Origin of the sequence: Synechococcus sp. CBW1108 (genome assembly GCF_015840335.1) — a bacterium.
Classification (GTDB): Bacteria; Cyanobacteriota; Cyanobacteriia; order PCC-6307; family Cyanobiaceae; genus Cyanobium_A.
This window is the reverse complement of sequence record NZ_CP060395.1, coordinates 2,719,455-2,742,560: the sequence shown is the minus strand read 5'-3', so window position 1 is coordinate 2,742,560 and position 23,106 is coordinate 2,719,455. Positions and strand designations below refer to the sequence as shown.

Annotated in this window: 24 protein-coding genes and 1 pseudogene; 11 read left to right on the top strand and 14 right to left on the bottom strand. The window is 62.2% G+C overall.

Going from position 1 to position 23,106, the window contains the following annotated elements:
* Window positions 1-109 precede the first annotated feature (109 nt).
* Entirely contained in the window at window positions 110-1,492 is a 1,383-nt protein-coding gene (locus tag H8F27_RS14825; protein WP_197149085.1) for a PhoH family protein, read from the top strand.
* A gap of 10 nt (window positions 1,493-1,502) precedes the next feature.
* On the opposite strand, the gene glnT is transcribed toward H8F27_RS14825, so the two are convergent.
* From glnT to H8F27_RS17760, 9 genes and pseudogenes are all read right to left on the bottom strand, one after another.
* Window positions 1,503-2,819: a type III glutamate--ammonia ligase gene (gene glnT, locus H8F27_RS14820; RefSeq protein ID WP_197149083.1), complete on the bottom strand. Its 1,317-nt coding sequence runs from the start codon at window positions 2,817-2,819 to the stop codon at window positions 1,503-1,505.
* A complete protein-coding gene (locus H8F27_RS14815; protein ID WP_197149081.1) occupies window positions 2,812-3,813 on the bottom strand; it encodes an alpha/beta fold hydrolase in 1,002 nt (333 codons plus the stop codon). Before H8F27_RS14815 ends, glnT begins: the two co-directional genes overlap by 8 nt.
* Window positions 3,810-4,727 carry a fatty acid desaturase gene (locus H8F27_RS14810; RefSeq protein WP_197149080.1) on the bottom strand — a complete coding sequence of 306 codons (918 nt, stop codon included), beginning with the start codon at window positions 4,725-4,727 and terminating at the stop codon, window positions 3,810-3,812. Before H8F27_RS14810 ends, H8F27_RS14815 begins: the two co-directional genes overlap by 4 nt.
* Before the next feature lie 1,360 nt (window positions 4,728-6,087).
* On the bottom strand, window positions 6,088-7,461 hold the full coding sequence (gene fumC / locus H8F27_RS14805) for a class II fumarate hydratase (protein WP_197149079.1): 1,374 nt from the start codon (window positions 7,459-7,461) through the stop codon (window positions 6,088-6,090).
* Window positions 7,461-8,015 carry a thylakoid membrane photosystem I accumulation factor gene (locus H8F27_RS14800; RefSeq protein WP_197149069.1) on the bottom strand — a complete coding sequence of 185 codons (555 nt, stop codon included), beginning with the start codon at window positions 8,013-8,015 and terminating at the stop codon, window positions 7,461-7,463. The genes fumC and H8F27_RS14800 overlap by 1 nt, the downstream gene beginning before the upstream one ends.
* Window positions 8,016-8,069: 54 nt before the next feature.
* On the bottom strand, window positions 8,070-9,695 hold the full coding sequence (locus H8F27_RS14795) for a DUF3685 domain-containing protein (RefSeq protein WP_197149067.1): 1,626 nt from the start codon (window positions 9,693-9,695) through the stop codon (window positions 8,070-8,072).
* A 26-nt stretch (window positions 9,696-9,721) separates the two neighbouring features.
* A complete protein-coding gene (locus H8F27_RS14790; RefSeq protein ID WP_197153621.1) occupies window positions 9,722-10,108 on the bottom strand; it encodes a Fur family transcriptional regulator in 387 nt (128 codons plus the stop codon).
* Between the two features lie 175 nt (window positions 10,109-10,283).
* Window positions 10,284-11,048 carry a 1-(5-phosphoribosyl)-5-[(5-phosphoribosylamino)methylideneamino]imidazole-4-carboxamide isomerase gene (gene hisA / locus H8F27_RS14785; protein ID WP_231596695.1) on the bottom strand — a complete coding sequence of 255 codons (765 nt, stop codon included), beginning with the start codon at window positions 11,046-11,048 and terminating at the stop codon, window positions 10,284-10,286.
* 33 nt (window positions 11,049-11,081) lie between these two features.
* Window positions 11,082-11,270: pseudogene (locus tag H8F27_RS17760) on the bottom strand (TIGR02450 family Trp-rich protein); the annotation flags it as partial.
* Window positions 11,271-11,316: 46 nt separating this feature from the next.
* On the opposite strand from H8F27_RS17760, the gene H8F27_RS14780 reads away from it, so the two are divergent.
* The 4 genes from H8F27_RS14780 to H8F27_RS14765 all read left to right on the top strand — a co-directional run bounded on the left by H8F27_RS14780 (window position 11,317) and on the right by H8F27_RS14765 (window position 14,835).
* Window positions 11,317-12,234, top strand: a complete 918-nt coding sequence (locus tag H8F27_RS14780; RefSeq protein ID WP_197153619.1) for an NAD-dependent epimerase/dehydratase family protein — start codon at window positions 11,317-11,319, stop codon at window positions 12,232-12,234.
* A gap of 7 nt (window positions 12,235-12,241) precedes the next feature.
* Window positions 12,242-12,658, top strand: coding sequence for a hypothetical protein (locus H8F27_RS14775; protein ID WP_197149066.1), 417 nt, complete (start codon window positions 12,242-12,244; stop codon window positions 12,656-12,658).
* 142 nt (window positions 12,659-12,800) lie between these two features.
* Window positions 12,801-14,360, top strand: coding sequence for an IS1182 family transposase (locus H8F27_RS14770; RefSeq protein ID WP_197148363.1), 1,560 nt, complete (start codon window positions 12,801-12,803; stop codon window positions 14,358-14,360).
* 97 nt (window positions 14,361-14,457) lie between these two features.
* Window positions 14,458-14,835: an outer membrane protein gene (locus H8F27_RS14765; RefSeq protein WP_197149064.1), complete on the top strand. Its 378-nt coding sequence runs from the start codon at window positions 14,458-14,460 to the stop codon at window positions 14,833-14,835.
* 75 nt (window positions 14,836-14,910) lie between these two features.
* On the opposite strand, the gene H8F27_RS14760 is transcribed toward H8F27_RS14765, so the two are convergent.
* Window positions 14,911-15,192 (bottom strand): hypothetical protein, encoded by a 282-nt coding sequence (locus tag H8F27_RS14760; RefSeq protein WP_197149062.1) that lies wholly within the window; start codon window positions 15,190-15,192, stop codon window positions 14,911-14,913.
* A gap of 111 nt (window positions 15,193-15,303) precedes the next feature.
* On the bottom strand, window positions 15,304-16,842 hold the full coding sequence (locus tag H8F27_RS14755) for an IS5 family transposase (RefSeq protein ID WP_197149060.1): 1,539 nt from the start codon (window positions 16,840-16,842) through the stop codon (window positions 15,304-15,306).
* A gap of 345 nt (window positions 16,843-17,187) precedes the next feature.
* Here H8F27_RS14755 and H8F27_RS14750 point away from each other — a divergent pair, with 345 nt between their 5' ends.
* The gene (locus H8F27_RS14750; RefSeq protein WP_197149058.1) at window positions 17,188-18,060 is read left to right on the top strand and encodes a substrate-binding domain-containing protein; all 873 of its coding nucleotides are present in this window, start codon (window positions 17,188-17,190) and stop codon (window positions 18,058-18,060) included.
* Between the two features lie 19 nt (window positions 18,061-18,079).
* On the opposite strand, the gene H8F27_RS14745 is transcribed toward H8F27_RS14750, so the two are convergent.
* The gene (locus H8F27_RS14745; RefSeq protein ID WP_197149056.1) at window positions 18,080-18,517 is read right to left on the bottom strand and encodes a cupin domain-containing protein; all 438 of its coding nucleotides are present in this window, start codon (window positions 18,515-18,517) and stop codon (window positions 18,080-18,082) included.
* Between the two features lie 82 nt (window positions 18,518-18,599).
* Between H8F27_RS14745 and H8F27_RS14740 the strand changes: the two genes are divergently transcribed.
* The 4 genes from H8F27_RS14740 to H8F27_RS14725 are packed head-to-tail and all read left to right on the top strand — an operon-like array spanning window position 18,600 to window position 21,197.
* On the top strand, window positions 18,600-19,697 hold the full coding sequence (locus H8F27_RS14740) for a phosphotransferase (protein WP_197149054.1): 1,098 nt from the start codon (window positions 18,600-18,602) through the stop codon (window positions 19,695-19,697).
* Window positions 19,698-19,753: 56 nt separating this feature from the next.
* Window positions 19,754-20,203, top strand: a complete 450-nt coding sequence (locus H8F27_RS14735; RefSeq protein WP_197149052.1) for a hypothetical protein — start codon at window positions 19,754-19,756, stop codon at window positions 20,201-20,203.
* A gap of 11 nt (window positions 20,204-20,214) precedes the next feature.
* Window positions 20,215-20,526 carry a hypothetical protein gene (locus H8F27_RS14730; protein WP_231596323.1) on the top strand — a complete coding sequence of 104 codons (312 nt, stop codon included), beginning with the start codon at window positions 20,215-20,217 and terminating at the stop codon, window positions 20,524-20,526.
* 14 nt (window positions 20,527-20,540) lie between these two features.
* The gene (locus tag H8F27_RS14725; protein ID WP_231596322.1) at window positions 20,541-21,197 is read left to right on the top strand and encodes an isoprenylcysteine carboxylmethyltransferase family protein; all 657 of its coding nucleotides are present in this window, start codon (window positions 20,541-20,543) and stop codon (window positions 21,195-21,197) included.
* An 8-nt stretch (window positions 21,198-21,205) separates the two neighbouring features.
* Here the strand turns inward: H8F27_RS14725 and H8F27_RS14720 are convergent, their stop codons facing one another.
* Both H8F27_RS14720 and H8F27_RS14715 read right to left on the bottom strand, forming a co-directional pair.
* Window positions 21,206-21,697, bottom strand: coding sequence for a cupin domain-containing protein (locus H8F27_RS14720; RefSeq protein WP_197149041.1), 492 nt, complete (start codon window positions 21,695-21,697; stop codon window positions 21,206-21,208).
* Window positions 21,698-21,712: 15 nt separating this feature from the next.
* The gene (locus H8F27_RS14715) at window positions 21,713-21,997 is read right to left on the bottom strand and encodes a hypothetical protein (RefSeq protein WP_231596321.1); all 285 of its coding nucleotides are present in this window, start codon (window positions 21,995-21,997) and stop codon (window positions 21,713-21,715) included.
* A gap of 126 nt (window positions 21,998-22,123) precedes the next feature.
* Here H8F27_RS14715 and H8F27_RS14710 point away from each other — a divergent pair, with 126 nt between their 5' ends.
* Window positions 22,124-22,981: an ion transporter gene (locus H8F27_RS14710; protein WP_197149039.1), complete on the top strand. Its 858-nt coding sequence runs from the start codon at window positions 22,124-22,126 to the stop codon at window positions 22,979-22,981.
* Window positions 22,982-23,106: the final 125 nt, after the last annotated feature.

The window sequence follows — 23,106 nt, the reverse complement described above, 5'->3', positions numbered from 1 at the left end:
GTGAAGAGGACCATGGGCGTTGGAGCCAAATTGCGACTGGGCAAGAACCGCTGGAGCGTAAGTGCGCCATTGGCTTTAGCTTCGCGCCATAGCGATCTCCCTGCCCGGCATGCGCAAAACCTTCGTGCTCGACACCAACGTGTTGCTGCACGATCCCGCCGCCTTGACCCGCTTTGAAGACAACAACATCCTGATCCCGATTGAGGTGGTCGAGGAGATCGACCGGTTCAAGCGGGACCCAGCAGAGAAGGGCCGCAATGCTCGCCAGGTGTCGCGGTTGCTGGATGGGTTGCGCACCCAGGGCAACCTGGCAGATGGGGTGGCCAACGGCGATCAGGGGGGAACCCTCAAGGTGGTGTTCTGCCGCAGCGAAACCCTGAGCCAGCTGCCACCGGAGCTGAAGGGGGGCAATGGAGACAACAACATTTTGGCGGTGGCCCTTGAGGAGCAGCGCTTGCAGGCGGTGCTTGGCAGCCAGCCACCGGTGATCCTGGTCACCAAGGACACCAATCTGCGGATCAAGGCCGATGCGGTCGGCCTGATCGCCCAGGACTACACCAGTGATCGGGTGGATATCGGCGATCTGTACCCCGGCTTCTGCGAGCTGTGGGTGAGTGCCGAGCAGATGGATCAGGTCAAGCATCCGCCCGGGCTGGCGGTGGAGGGGCTGGCGGCCGAGAGCCCGCTGCTGGCCAATGAAGGGGTGACCCTGGTCAATCGGCTCCAACCCGCCCATACCTTGCTGGCTCGCTTCAACGCCAGAACCCAAACCCTGCAGCCCCTGCAACGGGCGCCGAAGGCCAAGCTCGGCCGGATCCAGCCCCGCAACCGGGAACAGACCTTTGCCTTGGATCTATTGCTGGATCCCGAGATTCAGCTAGTCACCCTGGTGGGCAAGGCGGGCACGGGCAAGACCCTGCTGGCCCTGGCGGCAGGACTGCACCAGGTGGCCGATGAACGGCTCTACGAGCGGCTACTGGTGACACGCCCGGTGATTTCGCTCGGCAAGGAGATCGGTTTTCTGCCCGGGGATCTCGAGGAGAAGATGGGCCCCTGGATGCAGCCGATCATCGACAACCTCGACTACCTGCTGGGTGGCGCTGGGGAGGAAGAGGGCCGCAGCGGCAGGGGCAGCAGCCACCACCGGGGCACCCGCAGCAACTGGACCGACCTCAAGGGCATGGGGCTGCTTGAGGTGGAGGCGATCAGCTATATCCGCGGCCGCTCAATCCCCCGCCAATACATGGTGGTGGATGAGGCCCAGAACCTTACCCCCCACGAAGTGAAGACGATTGTGACCCGGGTAGGCGAGGGCACCAAGATCGTGCTTACCGGCGACCCCTACCAGATCGACAATCCCTATGTGGACGCCGAGAGCAACGGCCTCACCTGGCTGGTGGAGCGCTTCAAGGGCCAGTACCTGGCTGGCCACGTCACCCTGTTGCGCGGTGAGCGCAGCGAACTTGCCGAGCTGGCGGCGAACCTGCTTTGAGCCCGCATGGCTAATCGTCCAGACCGGTGCGCCGCTGCCAGTGGCTCACTTCGGCACGCTGCTGCTCCCATTGGCGCCGCCGCAACCGTTCGTAGGACTGGCAGAACTCTTCCCCCAACCCCTGGCGCAGGGCCGTATCGGCGGCGAAGGCAGCTAGGGCCTCGCCCAGGTCGGCCGGCAGGCGCTGGCATTGATCCAGGCCGAGGGGCTGGGCGTAGTTGTCGTTGTCGTGGCGGGGGCCCGGGTCAAGTTGACGTTCGATTCCATCGAGACCGGCTGCCAGGATCGCTGCCTGCAAGAGATAGGGGTGGGCCGAGCCGTCGGGCAGGCGCAGCTCGAGCCGTTGGTTGTCGGGGATACGCGCCATATGGGTGCGGTTGTTGCCCGTGTAGCTGATGCCGCCGGGGCTCCAGGAGGCGCCGGAGCTGGTGGGTGCCGCTGCCAGGCGGCGATAGCTGTTGACCGTGGGATTGGTGATGCAGCTGAGGGCGGGGGCGTGGGCCAGCAGGCCACCAAGAAAGTGATAGGCCAGGGATGAGAGACCCAGCTCACCGCAGGGGTCGGGGAAGAGGGTGCTGCCGGCATTGGCGCTGCCGGCAGCACCCCACAGCGAGAGGTGGGTGTGGCAGCCGTTGCCGGTGAGGGCGGCGAAGGGCTTGGGCATGAAGCTCGCCCGCAGCCCCTGCTGCTCCGCCAGGGTTTTCACCATCACCTTGAAGAAGGCATGGCGATCGGCGGTGGTGAGGGCGGGCGCGAAGGTCCAGTTGAGCTCAAATTGGCCGTTGGCATCCTCGTGATCAGCCTGGTAAGGCCCCCAGCCCAGCTGTTCCATCGCCTCAAACAGTGGTGCGATCAGGGGGTAGCGGCGCATCAGCGCCAGTTGGTCGTAGCAGGGTTTCTCCTGGGTGTCAGATCTATCGGCGATCTGCTCGCCGCTGGGATCGAGCAGGAAAAACTCGGCCTCCACACCGCTGCGCAACTCAAATCCGCGCTCTGCTGCTCGCTGCTGCTGGAGGCGCAGCAGGCGGCGGGGGCATTGCTCCATGGGCTGGCCGTTGAGCACTAGCTCGGCCGCCACCCAGCCCACCTCCGGCTGCCAGGGCAGGGGCGTAAGACTGGCGGCCGCAGGGATCGCCATCACATCGCCATCGGCGGGGGAGAGATCCAGCCAGGCTGCAAAGCCGGCGAAGCCGGCCCCATCGCGGGCCATTTCCGCCACAGCCGAGGCTGGCACGAGCTTGGCCCGCTGGATGCCAAACAGGTCAGTGAAGGAGATCAGCAGGAACCGGAGGTTCAGCTCCTGCACCTGCTGGTAGAGGTCAGACATGGGATGGCTGCTGGAGGAGGGTGTCGACGATGCGGCTCAGCTGCCGCTGCTCGGCCGGGTTGCTGTGGGGGTTGCCCGCCCGGTGGCCAAGCTCTGAGTTGATCACGTGCAGTTCGGCGCCGGGGATGGCATCGGCGTCGGCGGCCAGATCGTCGAGGGGGAAGTAGAGGTCGTGGCTGCCGGCCACCACGGCGGTGCGGGCGGTGATGCGGCCCAGGCTTGCGGCCAGGTCGCCACCGCCGGCCACGTCGTGGGCCAGCCAGGTGTCGAGCATGGCGATCAGATCGCGGGGGTCGTGGCGCTTGTAGTGGGGCAGCCACTGGCTCTCAACATGCTCCTCCACCGGCTCTGCCAGCGTGCGAAAAAACTGCTGGCTGGCGGCCCAACTGGCGTAGATCAGGGCAAAGGTGCGCAGCCCCTGCTCCGGCGGCGCGTTGAAGCCCCCGCCGTTCCAGTGGCGATCGGCCGTGAGGGCCTGGCGCAGGCTGAGCAGGAACAGGTGGTTGTGGGGGGAGGTGCGGGCGGTGCCGCACACGCAGCAGATCCGCTCCACGGCCTCCGGGTGATCGACGGCCCACTGGTAGGCCTGCTGGGCCCCCATCGACCAACCGTAGATCAGGGGGAGCCGTACGACGCCGAACACCTCGGCGAGCAGTCGCCGTTGGGCGGCCACGTTGTCGCGGTGGCTCACCAGCCAGCCCTGTTCGGCCAGGCCCATGGAGCTGTTGCTGGGGCTGCTGGAGGCGCCGTTGCCGAACATGCCGGCAATGACAATGCACCACCGTTCCGGATCCAGCACTGGCCCCGCCAGCCAGGCCAGGTCGTCGGGGCGGGCGCCGTAGGAGGTGGGCACCAGGATCAGGTTGGAGCGATCGGCGTTGAGTTCGCCGATCGTGAGGTAGCTGAGCTGGGCCTCCGGCAGGGTGTGGCCGCAGGGCAGAGCAAGGTTGCCCAGGGGATGCTGGGCCCGATGGGCGACTGCGGTGGCTCTCATGCCGGTAGGCCCAGGGCCGGCAGGTTGGCCAGCAGCTGGCGGTGCACCGCCAGGTAGCCCCGATCGCAGTGGCTCAGATGGGGGGCGATGGGGCTGTGGGCGGCGGGCAGGGCGTGGAAGGGCAAGGAGGGGTAGAGGTGGTGCTCGGCGTGGAACGGCATGTTCCACATCAGCCAGCGCACGGCCGGGTTGGTGAGGGTGGTGCGGGTGTTTTCGGTGCCGTCGCTGCTGAAGCTGCAGCCGCTGTGCTCCGCCAGCAGCAGAAAGCGCAGCAGGGGTTGACCAACCGCCAGGGGCAGCAGCCAGAACCAGAACAGAAAGCCGGTGCCACTCACCAGGGACCCCAGGGCCAGGGCCAGATAGACGGCAAATTGGAGCCGCACCGAGCGGCGCACCTGGGGGATCAACTTTGGGCTGAGGTAGGGCAAGTCGCTGAGATCGCCCCACAACAGTTGGCGGTAGCCGGCCAATTTGGCGGTCCACCAGTTCCAGCCGCCCAGCTCGAGCAGGTAGGCCCAGACGGTAGTGGGAACGGGATCGTTGAGCTCGGGATCGCGCCCGGGTTGGTGGGTATAGCGGTGGTGCCACTGGTGGTAGCGCCGGTAGTAGGTGGAGTTGTAGAAGCTCAGTAGCCCCGCCATCCAGGCCACCGCGTCGTTCAGCTTTCTGCCGCGGAAGGCCGTGCGGTGGCAGCACTCATGCAGGGGCGCAAAGCTGGTGGCCAGGCCAACCCCACAGATCAGCAGGCCCGCCAGCCGCAGGGCAAGGGGCCAGCCCTGCTGGGCCCAGACCACCCCGCCTAGGACGACCGTCATCAAGTGGCTGACTAGGCGCAGGGCTCCGGGGCCATTACGCAACTGGTTGAGACTGGCAAGCGCATCGCGCTCCAGCAAGGGGGCGGAGGTTTGGGGCATCTAGCTATCCCACCAGTGGGGTTCACCTTGCTTCGGTAAGGGATGTAACAGTTGTGGGGCCTGCCCCGGGGCGGGGCTGACCCCAGCGCTTGTTTGGGACGGCCTGTGGAATAGGCCATGGCCCCATTGGCACCACTGTTTCTGCTCGAAAGCGCTAGCTGTGGGCCGAGCCATTCGGTAGAGGCAGCTCCGAGCCTTGGTCGAAAAGGATGCGCCTGGTCTGCCTCAGCAACTGACCCAAGTCAAACCCTCGCGGGCTAAGCCAAAGGACAGGGGCAGCTGTAGCAGCAGGCAAGCCCAGCAGGCGGCACGCAAAATCTTTTACAAATCAGGAATATGCTGCGGAAGGGTTGCCAGCAGAGTGTGTTGGCACTTAAAAGGTTAAGTGTAGGTAATGGGTTTTCAATGGCCAACCTGCTCTCGGCAAGGCGGTTATCCGTAGGCGTTGCAACTGCTTCGGTCGCATTCGCTTTTGGGTCCATGGCCCCGGCCCAAGCATTCATTCTTCCAGGTACAACCCCTACAAGCGCCTCCCCATACTCACAGTATCAAAGCTCAATATATAGTCAACCCAATCCCTGGATCAGCATAGACCAGGTGAGTTACGGCGTCGGGACTGGTATCGAAACTCCGAGTGTTAGCTATAGTGGTCAGTACGATTCCACTGTGACAGGAGTATTTGGATTGTGGCAGGTTGGCAACCCAGCTCAAACTGTGTCGGGGGGGGCTCAATTTCTGGTCTAATAATGGTAACAACCCTGTTATGAGCCTTTCGTTTGGGACGGGCACTAGCATGACAAGCTACTTGGGAGTTGTTAGTCGCAGAGTCACCTCTGGATCTGCAAAGAGGCTTTTATGTGGACGAGACTAGATGAAGATGCCTACTGGAATTCTTACAACCCCACAACCTATACGTCTAGCGCCATAACGGCAGATCCTGCACTCGAGCAATATCTACTTTGGATTACTAATACCCCTTCCGATCCGATCAATGGCACTCAGCAGGTCAATTCAGCACCCGTTCTGAGTTCCCTTCAAGCGGAGCTTGGGGTACAGATTGCAGCTGGAGGAGGAACTGCTTCCTCTGGTGGCGGCGGTGGGTCAACTGGTGGCGGAGGCTCAACAGGCGGCGGGGGGACTCAGAGTGTGCCAGGCCCTTTGCCTCTCCTTAGCCTGGTAGCGGCCTTCAGTTGGGCTAGACGTTTGCGCCGGGTCGTACGGGCTGCCAGGGAATAGAAGCTCTTGAGTTCTGCCCGCTGGTTGATACCTGCCAGCTCATCACGCTCCAGAAAAGGGGGGGAGTTTGGTGAATTGCGCTATTCCACCAGCCCGATGGCCCTTGACCCACCCGCCGGCAGAACTAAATCATCTTTTCGGGCTGCACCCAGTTGTCAAATTGCTCGGCGCTGATTTCCCCGAGCACAAGGGCTGCCTCCCTGAGGCTGAGTTGCTGGTTATGGGCGTGTTTGGCGATGGCGCAGGCCCGGTCGTAGCCGACCTGGGGGGTGAGGGCTGTTACCAGCATCAGGCTTTGATCCAGCAGGGTTTCGATGCGGCTCTCATTGGCCTGCAGCCCCTCGATGCAGTGCTCGCGGAAGCTGACGCAGCTGCCTGAGAGCAGCTCGATGCTCTCGAGCAGGTTGTGGGCGATCAGGGGCTTGAACACGTTCAGCTCAAAGTTGCCCTGGCTGGCCGCCAACTGCACGGCGGTGTTGTTACCCATCACCTGCACTGCCACCATGGTCAGGCTCTCAGCCTGGGTGGGATTCACCTTGCCGGGCATGATCGAACTGCCAGGTTCATTCTCGGGTAGTACCAGCTCGCCCAGGCCGCAGCGGGGGCCACTGGCCAGCCAGCGGATGTCGTTGGCGATCTTCAGCAGCGTGCCGGCAAGCACGGTGAGGGCGCCGTGGGCGGCGGCCAGGGGTTCGTGGCCCGCCAGGGCCTGAAATTTGTTTGGGGCGCTGCTGAAGGGCAGGCCGATCCGCGCTGCCAGCCGAGCCGCCACCGCCTCGCCGAAGCCGGCCGGGGCATTGAGGCCCGTGCCCACGGCCGTGCCGCCGATGGCCAGCTGGTGCACCTGGGGCAGGGCAGCGCGCAGGGTTTCGAGCCCCAACTCCAGCTGGGCCACGTAGCCGCCGAATTCCTGGCCCAGGCTCAGGGGCACCGCATCCTGCAGGTGGGTGCGGCCGATTTTGATGATGGTGGCGAAGGCCTCGGCTTTCTGGCCCAAGGCATCACGCAGGGCTTCCACAGCTGGGATCAGGCTGCGCTGCAGCTCGATCGCCACGGCCACGTGCAGGGCAGCCGGGAAGGTGTCGTTGCTCGACTGGCTGAGGTTGACATGGTCGTTGGGGTGGACCGGGCTCTTACTGCCCAACACCCCCCCCGAGGCCTGGATCGCCCGGTTGGCGATCACCTCATTGACATTCATGTTGGTTTGGGTGCCGGAGCCCGTCTGCCACACCTTGAGTGGAAATTCACTGTCCAGGGAGCCGCTTGCCACCTCGTCGGCTGCCGCCACGATCAGGGCCGCCAGCTCGGGGGCCAGCCTGCCCTTGGCCTGGTTCACTTCGGCGCAGGCGGCCTTGAGCGCACCGAAAGCATGCACCAGCTTCAGCGGCATGGCCTGGCCGAAGCGGAAATAGTGGATCGAGCGCTGGGTCTGGGCGCCCCAGTAGTGCTGGTCAGGAACCTCAATGGCTCCCATGCTGTCGGATTCGAGGCGAGCCATCAGCGGCTGACGACCTCCGAATTGAGTTCATTGAAACTCTCCGTGGAGCTCCTGGTGCCGCCCTCCGGCAAGGCAATGCCAGTGGCCTGGCTGAGTGAGGCGTTGATGGCATCGACACTCACGGCTCCCTGCTCATCGAAAATCACCTTCCCCTGGGAGTCGAATACCACCACCTGGGGCACCACCCCACGCCAGTAGTGGGCCGGGTCGCTGGGGCCGGTGTCGGCCCGGTTCTGGAGGGGGTCGGTGACGAGGGGAATCAGCTCGATGTTGCGGTTCCAGAGGCGCTGCAACTCAGATACCACCGCTGCAAACTGTTTGCTGGCCGCGTCATCGTCGAGGTAATAAATCACCACGGCGGGGCGCTGGTCGGCCATGGCCTGGGCCAGGCTGCTGCGGGGCGGCACAAGGGAGCCGTTGCCGGCATAGAGGGCGTAGATGTTGCCGTCATAGCTGTTGCTGGTGAGCGAAGCCTGGGCCGGGCCAGCCCCCAGCCCCAGCCCGAGCCCCACCATCAGGAGCAACACCAGGATCTGGCTCAGCAACTGGTTCATCCGGACCGCACAACCTGACTGTGGCCATTGTGGCTGGGAGCCCTGCAGGCAGGATTAGCTGCGACTGAGGCTGCGGCCCATCCCCTGGGCGATGCCCCGGCCCACCAAGCCGATGGCGCGGCCCAGCACGCGCGTGAGCAGCAACACCACCAGATCTCCCAGGCCCTTCAGCAGGCCCTGCACCTGGGGTGCGAGGGCGTCGCGGGTTTCCAGGCTCAGGGTGACAAGTTGCTGGAGCCAGCAGAGCTGGCGCAATTCGCCATCGCGGGGCTCGGTGAGCTCCTGGCAGCGGATAGCGCCATCACGCAGGCAGAAGAGCTGACGCCGGCTTTCATAGAGATTGATCGGCCTCAGCACCCAGCTGCTCCAGCGCTGCTGGGCGTTCAGCTGGTTGCGCAGCCGCTCCAGGTTGCGGGTTGCGAGCAGGTCGGGTTGGAGCAGGTAGCGGCGCAGTTCCGGCCAGCTGCCACAGCTAGCCAGCACTTCCGCACTCACCAGGTCGGCGGTGCGCACAAGCCAGTTGGCCAGAAGAAGCTCCAAGTGGAGTACGGCCCGCGGTTCATCGGCCGCCAGCAGTTGGCCGTCCACCAGCAGGGGCTGGGCGCGCACCAGGGAGGCGAGCATTGCTTGGGCATCGGGCAGTTCGGGGTCGCGGCTGACCAGGTCGCTAGTGCGGATCAGACTGTCTGCTACAGGTTCGAGGCTGCCCTCGCGGGGAAGTTGCACGTAGGGATTCACCAGGCTGCGCAGGGCCTGCTGACGCAGCTCCGGTTGCCACCGCTCCCAGCGTTCCTGCAGGGGTTGGAGGGGGGCGGGATCGGCCAGGAACCTTTGGCGAAGTTCATCCACCTGATGCAGCAGGGCCCGCAGCAGGTCACGGCGGCGCTCCCCACTTAGACCCTCCAGGGCCAGCAGCTGGCCGCTGTAATTGTTTAAGCCCCCCTCGGTGCCGGCCTCGAGGCGCTCGCGAATGGCGCGCCAGATTCCATCGGCACTGCGCTGCTGCAGGGTGATCGCCAGCACCGGCTGGCTCGGTTGCGGAGTTGGGGCCGGGGATGACCAGGCCACGCTTGTAGGCCCCCAGAGCAGCAGCAGCAATTGGCGGGCCACCACCAATTCCCGCAGGCGACCCTGCAGCACCAGCAGCTGCACCAGATTGGTGGGTGGTGGCATCAGCAGGCGCCTGATGGCGTCGATGTCGGCATCGATCTGCTGCAGACCACTGATCAGCAGCCACTGGCCGAGGCCCAAGGTTGGGCTGGTTATGGGGCCGGATGGGGGGCTTGGTCTGCCAATACCTGGGGCTTCGCCCATGGCCACGGCCAGCACCCTGCCGCCGGCCAGCAGGGTGGCGACAGCTTCAAGCAATTCCTGGGGATTGGGTGCCTCCAGTACCCCAGCTGCGGGGAGTTGGAGCAAAATTTCGTTGTCTAGCCCATGGCCAGTCGGTAGGAGCAGCAGCAGGGGTGCCGGCCGCCAACGCTCATGAAGGCTCTGCAGTTCCTGGGCAAGCACAGGCGGGTTGATGGGGCTGTTGACCTGCCAGATCACCAGCTGGGGCAGACCCTTCAGCTGCTGGGGCGATTCAACCGCCGAATACAGGTCTCCTTGGGCAGTGAGCAACCGGGCCAGCCCATCACGCAGGAGCGGTTCGGCAAACAGCAGCAGCTGCGAACTCACAGACCTTGCCAGGGGGTTACCTCAGGCTATCGAACCTGGCCGGGGTTCTCCAGTGTCCGGCGATGACCGGTTAGATGCAAGGTGTAGGTCTCAATCGTGAAGCCCGTATGACGCTCGATTTGGTCGAGCAGCTCCTGGGGCAGGATCACGTCCAGATCCTCAATTGCGCCTGTTACAGAGCAGGTGAGGTGGCTGTGGGGATCACTGCGGTAGCCGTAGAGCCTGCCGTTGGCGCGATCCAGGCACTCAATCACCCCTGCCGTCTGCAGGGCCTCGAGGTTTTGATACACCGAGGTATGGCCGATGTTGCGGCCAAGATTGTTCAGCTTTTCAAAAATATCTCGGGCACTCAAGTGGCTCTTTTCGGCCCAGAGCAAATCCAGCACCATGCGCCGCTGGCGGCTCAGTCGCATACCTAGGGCGCGACATCGCTGATAGACCTCCTCAACGCTGCCGAGCGGCAGGACGCCAGTGAAGGGGCTTGAAGGTGGAAGGGCGTCGGCAATCACTCGACACACCTCAGTTGTTGATTCTCCCTTATAGCCAAGCTGCAAGCGATCCGCTTCCGCAATGAGGGGAGCCGCTGGTTCAGGCCAGCATCGAGGCGCTGCTCGGATCCTGCAGGCGCCCATCGCCGATCGCCTGCAGGGCCTCGGCCAGCACCACCCGGCCGTCATAGAGGGCCCGGCCCACGATCACCCCCTCCACCCCAAGGGGCGCCAGGGCCAGCAGGGAGAGCAGGTGCTCGAGGGTGCCAATGCCGCCGGAGGCGATCACCGGCACGGCGCTGGCCTCGGCCATGGCCCGCAATGAATCCAGGTTTGGGCCCGCCAGGGTGCCATCGGTGGTGATGTCGGTGCTGATGATCGCGGCGATGCCGCTGGCGGCAAAGCGCTGGGCCAGTTCAGTGGCCTCGGTGCTACTGGCCTCAATCCAGCCGCGGGTGGCCACCTTGCCGTCTTTGGCGTCGATGCCCACCACGATGCGGCCGGGGTGACGGGCCGCCAGCTCGTCAACGAGCTCTGGCTGCTCAAGGGCCACCGTGCCAAGGATCACCCGATCCAGGCCGCAGGCCAGCAGCTCCTCGGCCCGCGCAGCCGTGCGCACGCCACCGCCCAGCTGTACGGGTATCACCAGGGCGGCGGTAATCGCCTTCACGGCGGCGTCATTCACCGCTTGGCCGCTGCGGGCCCCATCGAGATCCACCAGGTGCAGCCGCTGCGCCCCCTGCTGCTGCCAGCTGAGGGCCTGGGCCACGGGGTCGTCACTGAAGCGGGTCACCTGGTTGTAGTCGCCCTGGTGCAGCCGCACGCAGTGGCCGTCGAGCAGGTCAATGGCGGGAATGATCTGCATGGGCTGGCGCGGCGGCAACTGCTGCCAGCCAGGCTGCCAGAGCTGGCGGTTGCGCAGCTCCAGCAGCGGCACCACCAGGCGGTAGTCGGGCGCCAGCACGGCCTGGAGTTCCGCCGCCCGCTCGGCGCCCTGGCCCCGCTGCCCCAGCAGGGCGAAGTGGCGGTAGCCCCTGGTTTGGCCGAGCGCGGCAGGTTGGGCGCTCCAGTGGTTGCTGAGCCGCATGGGCACCGGTGCGTCTTGAATGGCTTCCAGTTTCGTGGGCAGCAGCATGAACATCCTGGTGATGGGCGGAACCCGCTTCGTGGGCAAGCCCCTGGTGGAACGGCTGCTGGCCCAGGGCCACTCGCTCACCCTGTTCAGCCGGGGCCGTAACCCCGTGCCAGCCGGAGTGGAGCACCTGGCGGGTGACCGCAGCAGCCCTGAGGGCCTGCAGCCGCTTGCCGGGCGCCGTTTCGATGTGATCGTCGACAGCTCGGGCCGCACGGTGGAGGATTCCCGCGCCGTGGTCGAGCGCACGGGAGCCCCGAGCCACCGGTTTGTGTATGTGAGTTCGGCCGGGGTATACGCCGACAGTGAGCTCTGGCCCCTGCGCGAAGACTCCCCCACCGATCCCCAGAGCCGCCACAGCGGCAAGCTCGACACCGAGACCTGGCTCAGCGCCGAGAAAATCCCCTTCACCAGTTTCCGGCCCACCTACATCGTCGGGCCCGGCAACTACAACCCGGTGGAGAGCTGGTTCTTCGATCGGATCGTGCATGGCCGGCCGGTTCCCCTGCCGGGGGACGGCAGCACGATCACCCAACTGGGCCACGTGAAAGATTTGGCAGCGGTTATGGACCGTTGCATCGGTGTCGATGCCGCCGCCAATCGCATTTACAACTGCAGCAGCTCTCAAGGCATCACTTTTGCTGGCCTGGTGGCCGCCGCCGCCCGCGCCTGCGGCAAAGACCCGGCCGCTGTGGAGATTCGCAGCTTTGACCCGGCCGGCCTCGACAAAAAGGCCCGTAAGGCCTTCCCGCTGCGCCTGGCCCACTTCCTCACGGACATCACCCGGGTGCAGAGCGAGCTGGCCTGGACCCCCGCCTACGACGTGGAGCGCGCCCTTGCCGATAGCTACGCCAATGACTACGCCCAACGCATGCCCACCAGCCCCGACTTCAGCGGGGACAGCGCCCTGATCGGCTGACTCCCCCATGCATGCCCGAACCACGCCCCACTTGGCCCTGGCGATCCTGTCGCTGACCCTGCCCCTGCTGGCCTTCAGCGGCCCCGCGTCCCATGCCCAAGCGGACCCAGCAGCAGGGCCCTATGGGCGACTGGGGGGCGGGATTGATTGGCCAGAGTCCACTGGCTTCGCCGATGACAACTGCGCCAGCCAGCGGCCAGCCGCCCTTTTTGGCTGTGGCGCCGGCAACAACGGCCGCCCGCTGGAAGCCTCCGGCAGTTTTGATCCGGCCCTGGTTGTGGAGGGAGCGGTTGGCTATCGCTTCAACCGCTGGATTCGGGTTGAGGCTCTGCTTAGTTGGCGGCCAGACCTTGACTTCTCAGGCCAGAGCAATTTTCTCGGTGCGGCAGGGCCCAACCAGCCGGTTGGAGCAAATGTGTCCTAGGTGGCGGGCTTCGGGGTGGCCTACGTGGATCTGCCCCGGCTAGGAGGCTGTTGCGCGTAGATCACCCAGCGACACTCCACAGACGTATCCAAATCTGCCCTGATCCCAGTGACAGCAGTGGATCTGGGCGATAAAATGGGGCATGCAGAAGCGCAAGACCTTTCGTCCCTGGCAGCCGGAGCAGACCTCCTTGCTGCCGGCCTCACCGAGTGACTGGCTGACCGCTGACCATCAGGTGTATTTCCTGCTCGATCTGGTCGATGAGCTGGATCTGTCGGCGATCGTGATCCCTGCCCAGAGCAAAGATCCCCGTGGCGAGAAGGGTTTCGACCCCAGGATGATGACGCTATTGCTGCTTTACGCCTACTGCGTGGGCACGGTCTCCTCCCGGAAGATTGAGCGGGCCTGCTACGAGGATCTGGCCTTCCGGGTGCTTACCGGCAACCAGCAGCCGGACCACAGCCGGATCAGTGAGTTCCGGCGCCGCAACCTTGAGGCCCTGAGCGAGCTGTTCGTTCAGATCCTGCGCCTCTGTCAGGCGGCCGGCATGGTCAGCCTGGGCCATGTGGCGCTGGACGGCACCAAGGTGCAGGCCAATGCCTCCAAACACAAAGCGATGAGCCACGAGCGGATGCTCAAAGCCGAGGCGCAGCTCGAGAAGGAGATCAAGGAGCTGATGCGCCGGGCCGAGATCCTTGATGCGCAGGAAGACGGCAAGTACGGCAAAGGCAAGCTGGGCAGTGATCTGCCCAAGGAGCTGCGGCGGCGCGAGGACCGGCTGAAGAAGATCCGCCATGCCCGACAAGCGTTGGAGGCAGAAGCAGCGGCCGCCGCTGCCCGTGATCGCGCCAAGCAGGCAGCAGAGGCAGAAGCTGCGGTGGCGGATGCTGCTGCTGCTGCCGATGCCGCAGTAGCGGATGCCAGCGAACAGCAGAAGCTGGCTGGCAAAGCAGCCAAGGCGCAGGAGAAAGCAGAGGCCGCCAAGGAGCTAGCGATCGAGAAGGCCCAGGAGGCAGGCCTTGAGCCGGAAGGATTGGATCCTCAGCCGGCTGACGCCATGCCTTATCGCGGCCTGGCCCATCGGGCCGATGGCAGCCCCACAGCCGCTGCGCAGCGGAACTACACGGATCCAGACAGCCACATCATGAAAAGCGACGGCAACCTGCTGCAGGGCTACAACTGCCAAGCGGCCGTCGATGGCGATCACCAGGTGATCGTGGCGATGGGCGTCAGCAACCAACCGCCGGATCCAGAGCACCTGGTGCCCATGCTGGAGCGCACCATGGCCAACACCACCCAGGTGCCCAGGACGTTCATTGCTGATGCGGGCTACTGGAGTGAGGACAACGTTTCTGCCTGCGAAAAGCGAGGCACCGACCCCCACATCGCGACGGGCAGGCTGCCGCACGGTCAGCCATTACCACCGATCTATGGCCCGATCCCCAAGGGGCTGGATGCCAAAGGCAAGATGGCCCGCAAGCTACGCAAGAAAGAAGGCCGAGAGATCTACGCCAAGCGCAAAACGATCGTGGAGCCGGTGTTTGGTCAAACCAAAGAAGTGCGAGGGCTGCGGCGCTTCCTGCTGCGCGGGCTGGCCAAGGTGAATGGGGAATGGATGCTCTGGGGAACAACCCACAACCTCAACAAGCTGTGGCGCCACCTGAAGAAACAGAGGCTGCAGGAGGCGATGGCAACGGGATAGGGGGGCAGACCCCCACGGCTGAGCAGAAGTCAGCGAACCGCGTCCGAAATTCAAAGGAAGACGGTAAAGAAAGAAGTGCCGAGCTGCGCTGGATGGCGTGAGCGGCGGCGCTACGAGCGACACACTCCTAGGCAAGGTGCGCCCCTTTCTGGGCGCGGGCCTTGGCGTTGCCCGTAGCCGGATCGACTCGCTCAATTTCACTTTTCCCGGGATTTCCCCCACTGCAACCACCACGACCCCCGCAGGCAGCTCCACCGGTATGGCCTATCTGCTTACCGCTGGCCTCAGCATTCCCTTGGGCGCCAAGCTAGATCTGGACTTTGCCTATCGCTTCAGCGACCTGGGCAGCATCACTACGGGCAGTGGCCAGGCCCAGATCGTCAGGCCCGCAGCCAGCTTTGCCTTGCCCATTGGCGGCACTAATGCCCCACTACAGACCCACGGGGTCACCTTGGGTCTGCGCTATGCCTTCTAAATGAATGAAGGCTCGTTAAGCTTCTACTTAGATCCAGACTTTCGATCCCAGTCGTTATACTTGGCGACAAAGATTTCAGCTGGAAGGCAGCACTGAATAATGTTCCACCACAGGGCCAATCCTCTGGGTGGGTCGGCCTTCCATCCCGCCGGGAATATCAATCTGGGGCATAAGGGTTGATTCCGCCCAGCTCTCATATTCAGACTTACCTTTCCACAGGGAGACAATCAACAGGCCCCCTTCCACCTCGGCTACCGAACGCATCAATTGGGTTTCAGGCTGGGACTTGCCTTCCAATTCGGCCAGTTCGGCCTGGAACTGCTCCAAGGTGGCACCGGGCCAGAAATTGGAAACCATGTACATAGGGCTTGCTGAATTTCATTCGCGGGTTTTTCGTCCGCGCCAAGGGCCGCGACTCAGCCTGCAGCGCCAAGCGCTGGTGACCTCAATTTTACTCCTAGAAGCTGACTAAGCAGCCCACAGAAGCGCTGGACGGCGCCAGGAGGCGAGCAAATAGAGCATCAGGATGTACACAGAGACAAGAATAGATAATAAGAGGCGCAGTAGCCTGAGAACCTTCTCGGCATTCATCACAAAGAACGCCATCGTGATCACCGTTCTTGATGTTTCAATCAGCTTGGTCATGATCCGATCCAGTCCATATTTCCGTTTGCTCGTTCCGATTCTTCCCTCGATCACGGAACGCTTTCTCAAGTCTGATTTAAAAAGCTCTTGTTGCTCTGCTGTCTGCACCTCGGCCTCTACCTGCTTCTTGCGTGGACGGCCACTGAGTCTGATGTTATTTTCTGCGCAGAACTTCTTGTTGCCTAATGTCATATAGATTGAATCGGCACAGATTCGTGCTGGATAGTACCCTCGCTCTTCCTTGTATTGCTTGGTACGTGCGATCAGGTCGTTGGCTTCATTGTAGTTGTCCCAGCTGATTCGATCCACATCGACAAAGCCATTATCATCTGATATTGAGATCTTCGCACCGAACTCTGTTCGCCTTCCCGCCTTGCCCCTCACGATCGGCCGCACGTGTGGTTTTGACAAATTGACAATCCGATCGTCGATGCGCCGGCTATCAGCGTCATACATCTCCTGCTGCTGCCGGTACAGTTCACTGGTGATCAGCAGCTTGCGGTAGAGCTGGGTTCCAAGCTCCAAAAGCATGGCACCGCAATGGATCATCTGATCAATTGCTCTGAGGTTTCTCCGGATCTCGTTGAGCTGAAAGCGCTTGACTTCACGGATCTCGGCGCATTTGGGCTTTTTCTTCTTGATGATCGCCAGAAACCGATTCCGAGCTTTATCCCGGTTGCAGCGGGGTTTACGATTGATCTTTCCCTGCAACTGCTTGAACAGTTCGTCGATGATCTTCTCAGTGGCCTCTCTCGCTTCGTTGAGCAACCTCAGATCTACTGGGTAGGGAATGTCATCAGGCACGCAGGTTGCATCAAGAATCAGAGTACCCCAGTTACTTTCAGGATCCAACGTTGCAGGCTTCACCCCTAGCGCTTCGTCGATGGCAGCAAGCTGTTGCTCCTCTTCTTGTTCGCTATCATCCTCCTCCGCCGAAACCAGCATCTCTTTAATCATCGCAATGCCATTGGCCTTGGTCATGTCATTGCAGATCTTGATCAGATCAGGGCCAATGCGCTTACGAAAATGCACCATCATCGATGGATCAAACGGGGGCATTGCCTGGTATGCACTCAAGCCAATGAAAAATTGTAGATACGGTGATTCCGTGATCAGCTGAACTGTTTCGCGGTCTGTCACTCCCAGGCGTTGCTGGATGTACAGCGCACCGAACGCCATCTGAAACGGCTTGGCCGGTGCTCCTGTCTTGGCACTGAATTGGGGTGCATACTGGCTTTCCAGCGGCATCCATGGAATCAGGTTACGAAGCAGAAGCCAGCGATTATTAGGATCTAGTTTGCCGCCGAAGGGCGTGTAAAACTCCTCGATCGATAGCTGACCTGCGTGCTGAAAAACGTACATTGGCGTGTCAGCAGATTGTTCTAAGCCAGGAATGGCTCCATTAGGCTCATTTTAACGTGAGACCATCCCTGGAATCAACTGCGGCGCAATGGATATCGGTTCCTCAGCAAGCCCTACATAACTATTAAGCCCGTAATGCTCCACCTTAATGCCTGATCCTGCCAGCCAGAGTGGGAGGCCAGTTGGAAATTGAAAGGGTTTGGCGGGATTGGCCGGCGCGCTCCAGCTATTCTCCCGGGCCATGCCGTTGGCCAGATGCCCATATTTTCGCGCCCAATTCGTGCCGCGTCCCTGGGGGTCTCCCTCCTGGCCGTCTCCCTGCTGGGACCCCTTCTGACAGGCTCCATGGCCGGCGCTGTTGCCAAACCGCTGCGCTTTGTGCTCGTGCCCAAGCTCGCCCACCCCTGGTTTGAGACGGTGCGCGAAGGCGCCGAGGCCGCTGCCCTGATGATCAACAAGCAGACGAAAAACGCGGCAGTAGTGGAGTACCGGCCGCCCGCCCGCTCTGAGCTGGCCCTACAGGCGGCAATCCTGGAGGCAGCGATTCGCTCGCGCCCCAGTGGCATCAGCATCGATCTGCTCGATGCCGAGGGCCTCCGCCCGCTGCTAGAGCAGGCCCGGCGCCAGGGCATCGCCGTGAACGTCTTCGATTCGGAGCCGCCTGCCTCATTGCCGCTCACCAGCATCGGCAACGACTACTGCCTGCAGGCACGCATCGCCTCCGAGCGCTTGGTGCAGCTGCTGGGGGGCAAGGGCGAGGTGGCGATCATGCAGGGGGTACCCACCGCACCGAACCATGCCATCCGCGCCCGCTGTCACCGGCAGGTTTTTGCCAGCCAGCCAGGCATCCAGGTGGTGGCCTCACCGGTAGACAACGACAGCATCAGCACCGCCGAAGAGCAGGCCAGGGCCACCATGGTCAACCATCCCCAGCTCAAGGGCTGGGTGGTGAGTGATGCGGGTGGCGGCATTGGCGTTGCCCGGGCGATCGCGGCCCTCGGCAAAACTGGCAGTGTGAAGGTTGTGGCCCTAGACGACCTGCCAGATCTGCTGCAGCTGATCAGGAGCGGCGCAGTTGATTCAACAGCCGCCACCAAGCCCTTCACCCAGGGCTATTGGGCGGTGCTCAACCTCTGGCAGCAGGGCCTGGGTGCGCCACCGATTGAGCGGATCGATACAGGTATAGGGGTGCAGGGTGGGGCGGCGAAGGCCCCCTGAGGGATGTCAAGGGTTCCTTTCAACTATCCGGGAGCGCCGTCTGGCCGTGCCTGATTGCCACAGCGCGGTAGTCGAGCTTCGGCGCTTCGGCTGGAAGGCCTGCCAATTCGCGGTACATCGGGCTGGCGGCCTTGCCTGAGGTGAAGGAGAGGAATTCTCCCTTTTGATTGCCAAAGCGATACCAGTGCCGCTCCCCCCCTGGTACATGCAGCAGGGTGCCTGCTTCGATCCACTGCTCCTGGTCTCCCACCCCGAAGGCCACAGGCCCCTGGAGCACAAAAAAGGTTTCGTCCCACTGGTGGCAGTGAGGTGCCGGCCCGGCTCCATCCAGCCCTGAGGTGAAAAACACTTCGAAATTCTGGGCCTCGTTGCCAGAAATCAGGGTCTGGATGTCAAACCCGGCGATCCGCATCGGGGCCGGTCGATTGGCAGGGGCAATGATGCGGGCGAATGACATGGAATTTTCTCTGAGCTAAAAGCTTAGGACCGGGTTTCGATTAGCCTTGTAGTTGACCCCATCCACCGCAACCAATAGAGCGATGCCTGCCGCCTTGACCGACGAATCCCAGAGTCAGGAATCAAAAGTTCGCCTTCCCGAGCCCGGCTGGATTGGTGAAGTTCTTGGAACTACGGTCACCAGCTTGGAGGCCAAGCGACTGGGGGAGGGGAAGGGGCTGCAGTCCACCGCCTGGCGGCTGGAGCTCAGCTGCGATCCGCCAGGCAGTGGCCCCTCCAGCGTGATCTTGAAGAGTGAGACAGCTAACCAAGATTTTAATGAGTTCAGCCGCCTCCACAATGCCTTTGGCCGCGAAGTGGGCGTCTATACCCACTGCACCCATAGGCTGAACGAACATAAACCTTCCATATTTGCCTGCCAGGGCAGTGCCCCATCTTGGCTGTTGATGGAAGATCTCACCCATCTGAATTCAGGTGATCAGGTGATTGGGCTGAGTTATCAGCAAACCCTTGTCACCATCGAACAGATGGCAGCAATCCACGCTGAATTCTGGATGGATCCAGGCCTGGAGGAGCACAGCTGGCTGCCGCCCCATGGCTTCTGGTTTGCGGATCCCAAAGCTGAGTTGCTGGATGATTTCTTTGCCACTTATGGGGTTCGTTTCGGCCCGGCCGCCTGCCAGCTGTATCGAGCTGTGCTGGAACAAAACAATGCCATCGATGCGGCCCTGGCCGATAGGCCCTGGACCCTCGTTCACGGTGACCTGCGCGCCGACAATGTCCTCTATGGCGGCACGGTTGAGGATCCAGCTTCGGTAATTATTGATTGGTCATGGGCCAGCCGCAGCATGGCCTCGATTGATATCGCCTTCCTGATTGGGGGGAGTACGCCCCACGTTCAACGGCTGGGTCGCCATGAGGAGCTGCTGCAGGTCTGGTACGGTGGCCTCGAGAAAGGCGGTGTTCGCGACTACTCAATTGCCGATGCCCGCCGAGACCTGCAACTGGGGGCGCTGCGCTGCATGACCACCGGCTTGGCCATGCATGGTTTCTCGATGGCCCCTGACACCCCGGTTCGAGTGGCCCTATTTATGGATGATGCGATCCAGCGCCACGCCGCCTACGCGGTGGAGATCGAAGCCTGGCAAGCCCTGCCAGACCCCGGAGTTTTCAAGGTGTGAATTAGGGCGGCAGAACTGCCATTGAAATACATCCCAATCCTTTACAGTTGACCCCAATGGACATTCGCTCTTCTGGCGCAATTCTAAGAATTCTAAATATCATAGCGTTAGCCGACGGCTACCTTTCGCCAAATGAAGAGCTCCTTCTTCAATCCCTGGAGAAGCAACATCGGCTACGGGCTAAGTTTGTTTCCTGGGAAGATGAATTGAAAGATCCCCAGAGCATTAGCTGCCTGGCCAAACTGATTGCTATTGACTATCACATGCTGGCCATGCGCACGGCCGTGATGGTTGCCAGTGTCTGCAGGGGAGGCGATGAGGATAGTTTTATCTGTGAGCAAGAAGAGCGGTTGCTTAATGAGCTGGACGGGGCCCTTTCTCTCCACGCTGATGACGTGAAACAGGCAAGGGAGGACGCCGCCAAGGAGCTTAATAAGCAACCCTCCCTTTGGCAGGTTCTGTATGATTGCTTTGGCTCCCAGTTTGAGCGCCCACTACTAATCTGAGGATGAATTCAATGCATGCAACCTTGCGCGAGTATGAAGGTATCGGCGATCCAATCGAGGCCCTGCAGCCCTTACGGGATGGATTATTAGCTGAGATGGAGGCCTTGCCTGGTTTCATTGCCTACTATTTCGTTGACGTAGGTGATGCGGGGGATCGAATGATTTCCCTGAGCGTATTTGAAAGCAGTGAGGCAGCCGCCGAGTCAAACCGCATAGCAGCCGAATGGGTGGAGCGCTGGATTGCAGCCCATCCCAACACCGCCCCGACGGCCAGTCGAGTCGATGCCGGCCCCGTGGTGGCGAGCGCAGTCAGGTCCCATTGACCCCGGCTGAAGACTTGACGCCAGCAGAAGCTGGGTCGCGCTGGGCAAGCCAGCTCACGGCAATCAACGCCGCCAAGCTGCTCACGATTGTGCTGCTCCTGGTGCTCGCAGCACTGGTTGGTGTTAACGATGGGCGCCAGGCCCTGTATCTGAGCCTGCACATCAGCTACTGCCTGTGGTGGTTATTGGAACAGTGGCTCTTCCCTGAGCGGCGCCGCCTGATGTTTCCCGAGCGTGTCGGCCCGGCTGGCTTTGTCTTTGCCCTGTTGTTCGTGGGGGTGCTTTACAGCCTGCCGGGGTTGCTGGCCTTTCTCAATCCCGTGCCGATTTCCCATGGCGCCGTTGCACTTGCCGTTGGCCTGTTCAGCTTTGGCAGCCTGATCAATGCCAGCGCTGATGTACAGAAGACCACCGCCAAGGCCATGGGCGCTGGCCTGGTTAGCGATGGCATCTGGCGGCGGGTGCGCCATGTCAACTATCTCGGCGACCTACTTCGCTACCTGAGCTTTGCCGTGGTGGCTGGCAACGGCTGGGCCTATCTGGTGCCTGCCCTGGTGCTGCTCCTCTACCTGCAACGAATTGGCCAGAAGGAAGCACTGATGGCCGCCAAGTATCCGGAGTTCAGGGCCTGGCAGCAACGCAGTTCTCGGCTGCTGCCCGGTATCTGGTGATGCCCCCCTCAGGGTGTCTCCACGGGCACGATGTCCACCACCAAGGCCCGGGCGGGGGTTGAGCCCTCGTTTCGCCACCAGTGGCTGATCCCGCTGCCCTCGAAGGCTGCCTCCCCGCTGCGAATCACCTGGGGGACGAACCCGGGGCCGCGCCGCTCGGTCATCTGCCCTTCGAGGATGTAGGCCACGCCGGGCCGCTGGTCGTGAAGGTGCAGGCCGATGCTGCCGCCGGGGGCGATCGTGATCTGGCGCAGCCTGAGTTCACGGCCAGCCAGGGCGGGGAAGTCTGGCCCGAGCGGCTGGCCTCCCAGCCGTTTCACCTCCAACACCCCCTGGGTCACGGTGACCTGCTGGCCCTGATTAAGCCGCTCTTCGGGTGGCACCACCGCCGGTTGGGGATGGCTTTCCGCTGGGAGGCTGCAGCTATGAAGCAGCAACATCGCGCCAGCACCACCGATCAGTTGCCTGAGCTGCTGGGGGCGGGCGGAGCGTAGGCACATGGGTGCGTTGGCAGGTCAGCTGACCACAACTGGTCCCTCTTCGGAGTTCGTGGCCGCGGGGATTAAGTTTGGGTGCTTGGCCACCCATGCTGCCGCACGCCGGTTCGATTCAACGGCCCCCTCCTCAGATGCGAAGACGCTGAGGGAAATCATGCGGCCGCCAGATTCGCCAACGTCGACAAAGTAGTAACTCACAAAGCCTGGAATTGTCTTCTGATCGGGCAGAAATGATGCAGCAACCTGCTTGATGATCTCAGCAGCATTTTCAATTCCCTCGTATTGCCGCAGGGTTGCATGCATCTTGATGTTTGGAAAAGTCATTTCAAACCTAGCACCCATTGTCCGAAGCCAAAGGCAGCCGACCCTGAGTGGCCACAGCAAGGGAGGGGGGCCTAGCCTTAGATTCGACCCAAGGGTATTAGGGGAATGGCTGGCTCAGGGCTCCGCCAACGAGTATGGGAGCTTCTCGATGTCAGCGAGGATCCGCAATGTGGCGTAGCTGATTGGGATTGGGTCGACGTGATCCTGCTCGTGCTGATCCTATTAAATGTGCTGGCGGTCATCCTGGAGACTGTGCAGAGTCTCCAGTTGCGCTTCGGCACGGCATTTTGGGCCTTCGAGGTTTTCTCGGTAGGCGTTTTCAGCGTTGAGTACGCAGCCAGAATTTGGTCCTGTACGGCTGATCCGCGATATCGGCAGCCAATCATCGGACGACTCCGCTTCGTGAGCAGCTTCGGTGGTGTGGTGGATCTGCTAGCCATATTGCCGTTTTACGTCTCACTTGCTGTCCCTTCAGCTGCTCTTGATCTGCGGATTCTCCGGGCCCTGCGGCTGTTGCGATTTGCGCGGGTGCTGAAATTGGCCCGTTACTCCGATTCGATCGGGCGCATGAAGCGCGTTATCGGTGCAAGGCGAGGCGATCTCGGCGTGGCACTGGCAGCGGTTGGGGTCGTACTAATTTTAGCTTCTAGCGCCATTTACTATGTTGAGGCTGACACCCAGCCAGATATTTTTACCAGCATTCCGGCGGCGATGTGGTGGGGCATATCGGCCCTAACAACCGTCGGTTATGGGGATATTGCTCCGGTCACACCACTTGGCAAGTTCCTGGGCGGCATCATCCAGCTGCTAGGTATCGCCATCTTCGCGCTCCCGGCTGGCATCATTGCAGCAGGCTACGAAGAGGAGTCCAGGCGAAACGCGGCTGGACCAGGTATTTGCAAGAGCTGCGGCCGCCCACTGGTCACGGAAAACACGCCCGAGCAATGTTCAGACAGCTTCTGAGGGGTCCTGTCGGAAGGTCGACTCCTGCAGGATCTCCGCCTCAGCGGTGCGCTTCGTCAAGAAGCTGAACATTGCGCCAGATCCAACCAGCTCAAAACCCGATAGACCAGTGTCCACAGCAGTGC